This is a genomic window from Corallococcus sp. 4LFB, from assembly GCF_046520365.1.
GTDB lineage: Bacteria > Myxococcota > Myxococcia > Myxococcales > Myxococcaceae > Corallococcus > Corallococcus caeni.
This window is the reverse complement of sequence record NZ_JBKGHJ010000799.1, coordinates 1-2,519: the sequence shown is the minus strand read 5'-3', so window position 1 is coordinate 2,519 and position 2,519 is coordinate 1. Positions and strand designations below refer to the sequence as shown.

At 71.6% G+C, this 2,519-nt stretch carries 2 protein-coding genes and 1 pseudogene; 1 reads left to right on the top strand and 2 read right to left on the bottom strand.

The features are described from left to right. Nucleotides 1-1,249: DNA polymerase I (gene polA, locus ACLEQD_RS41300; RefSeq protein ID WP_410391401.1), on the top strand; the 1,249-nt coding region annotated here is incomplete at its 5' end. Between the two features lie 318 nt (nt 1,250-1,567). Here polA and ACLEQD_RS41295 read toward each other — a convergent pair. Next, nucleotides 1,568-2,092 carry a hypothetical protein gene (locus tag ACLEQD_RS41295; protein WP_410391400.1) on the bottom strand — a complete coding sequence of 175 codons (525 nt, stop codon included), beginning with the start codon at nt 2,090-2,092 and terminating at the stop codon, nt 1,568-1,570. Between the two features lie 200 nt (nt 2,093-2,292). Then, nucleotides 2,293-2,519 (bottom strand): annotated as a pseudogene (locus ACLEQD_RS41290) (hypothetical protein); the annotation flags it as partial.

The following is a 2,519-nucleotide window of genomic DNA, read 5'->3' as shown; positions in this document are numbered from 1 at the left end:
GTGGAAGGAGCTGGAGCTGGGCGGGCTGGCGGAGCTGGCGCGCACGCTGGAGCTGCCGCTGTTGCCCGTGCTCGCGCGCATGGAGCGCGAGGGCGTGAAGCTGGACGTGGCGGAGCTCGGGCGCACCTCCGAGCGCGTGGACGTGGAGGTGAAGGCGAAGGAGGCCGAGTGCCACCAGGCCGCGGGCCACGTCTTCAACCTGGGCTCCAACCCGCAGCTGGCGCAGGTGCTCTACGAGGAGCAGAAGCTGCCCATCCTCAAGCGCGGCAAGACGGGCCCGTCCACGGACCAGGAGGTGCTGGAGAAGCTGGCGGAGGAGCACGACAGCGTGCTCGCGCGGGCGCTCATCGAGTACCGGGGCCTGTCCAAGCTCAAGAGCACCTACCTGGACACGCTGCCCACGCTGGTGGCGAAGGACGGGCGCATCCATACGACGTACCACCAGGCGGCCACCGCCACCGGACGGCTGTCCTCGTCCGACCCGAACCTCCAGAACATCCCCATCCGCTCGGAGCTGGGGCGTGAAATCCGGCGCGCCTTCGTGGCGGAGGCCGGGCACCAGCTGGTGAGCGCGGACTACTCGCAGGTGGAGCTGCGGCTCTTGGCGCACATCGCGGAGGACCCGGTGCTCATCGAGGCCTTCCGCAACGACGAGGACATCCACAGCCGCACGGCGGCCGAAATCTTCGGCGTGGACCCCAAGGACGTGGACCGCGAGCAGCGCCGCGTGGCGAAGACGGTGAACTTCGGCATCGCGTACGGCCTGTCCGCGCACGGCCTGTCCACGCGCCTGGGGATTTCACAGGAGAACGCGCGCGACGTCATCGAGCGGTACTTCACCCGGTACGCGGGCATCCGCCAGTACCTGGAGGACACCGTGGAGAAGGCGCGCAAGGTGGGCTACGTCGAGACGCTCTACGGCCGCCGCCGCCTGATGGGGGACCTGCTCTCCAAGAACCGGGGCGTGGCCCAGGCCGCGGAGCGCGCCGCCATCAACATGCCCATCCAGGGCACCGCCGCGGACCTGATGAAGAAGGCCATGCTGGCCGTGGACGCGGCGCTCCGGGAGCAGAAGCTGAAGACGCGCGTGCTGCTGCAGGTGCACGACGAACTGCTCTTCGAGGCGCCGGACGCGGAGGTGGACGCGGTGAAGGCCCTGGCCGTGAAGAGCATGGCCTCCGTCGCCGAGCTGAAGGTGCCGCTCAAGGTGGACGTGGGAGCGGGCAGGAGCTGGGCGGACGCGCACTGAGCGCACGAAAAAATGCGGGAGAGCGCCCACCCCCGTAGGCGCCCTCCCGCTGCCCCATCCCCACATCCCCCCGACAAAACATGCCGATCCGTCCGACCGGCGGAGCGCGCGGACCCCCATCCACGCGTTCCGGCGTTCGACCGTGTGCGGCTCACCGCTCCCCCGAGCAGGAACACGCACCCTCAAGGCGCATCACGGACCCCCATCCGCGACAGCGCACCCTCCCGCCAGCCCCCGGACCCTTCCTCAGTGAGGAGTGTCAAGCCGGACGGATCGGCAAACCGTTACATCCAAACCCTGGAGCCTCCCGCGCTCCATTCAATGCATGGCGGACCGCTCGTCGCGACGGCCCGTGGGGGCCCGGCGCGCGTGGGACGGCCGCTCGAAGTACTCCACCACCAGGCCGCCAAACGGCACCCGGGGGCCATCCGCCTTCGGGTCCGCCAGCCGCTGGAGCAGCGCCACCGCGCTGTCCACGGCCTCGTCGAGCGCGCGGTGGATGTGCTGGCGCTCCGCGTCCCCGCCGCCCAGGGCCTCCAGGGCGTCCACCAGGCAGCGCCGCAGCAGTGCGAACTCGTCGTGCAGGGCGCGCGCGCCACGCTCCGGCGCCAGGCGCAGCACCGCGCGGGTGCGGCTCCAGGGGCTGGACTCCACGCCCTCCAGCGTCAGCCCCAGCTCCCGGACGAAGGGCTCCACCAGCCCGTCCAGCAGGCTGGGGCCCGGAACGCCCTGGCCCTCGTGCGCCGCCAGCCGCATCCGCCGCCACAGCGCCGCGATGCGCTCCGGCTGCCTGCTGAAGACCCGGGCCACCCCGGCCTTCTTCCGTCCCCGCTCCGCCGCCATGTCCGTTGTCGTCCGCATCGCGAGCAAAGACATAGCAAGGGCTTTGCCAACGCCAGACGTGTGCCAGTCCCCAATGAATCCGCCCACTTGGGCAACGCGTCTGCCCTGAAGGGAGGGCGGAGGGCGTAAATCCTACGGGGCGGATGTTGAAAGGCCGGGAGCAGGGGAAGAACCTTCCCTGCCTGGGCAGCCCGCGCCTCTCAGTGGAGCGTCGGCTTGGGCGGGCGGCCTGACGGGGACTCGCCGTCCAGCTCGTACTCGCCGCTGGAGGACTCCGGCTCCTCGTCCGCCGCGTCCGTGCCCTCCGGGGCTTCCGGGAGGGCGGCGCCCGACTCCAGCGCCTCCGGCGCGCCCTCCAGGGCCTCCGGCTGGCCGGGAGCGGACGGATTGGGCGGGGTGGGGGTGGTGGCGCCGGGCCACTCCGGCC

Excerpts from the sequence above, each read along its gene's own strand:
- ACLEQD_RS41295 (WP_410391400.1), bottom strand. The coding sequence starts at position 2,092 with ATGGCGGCGGAGCGGGGACGGAAGAAGGCCGGGGTGGCCCGGGTCTTC.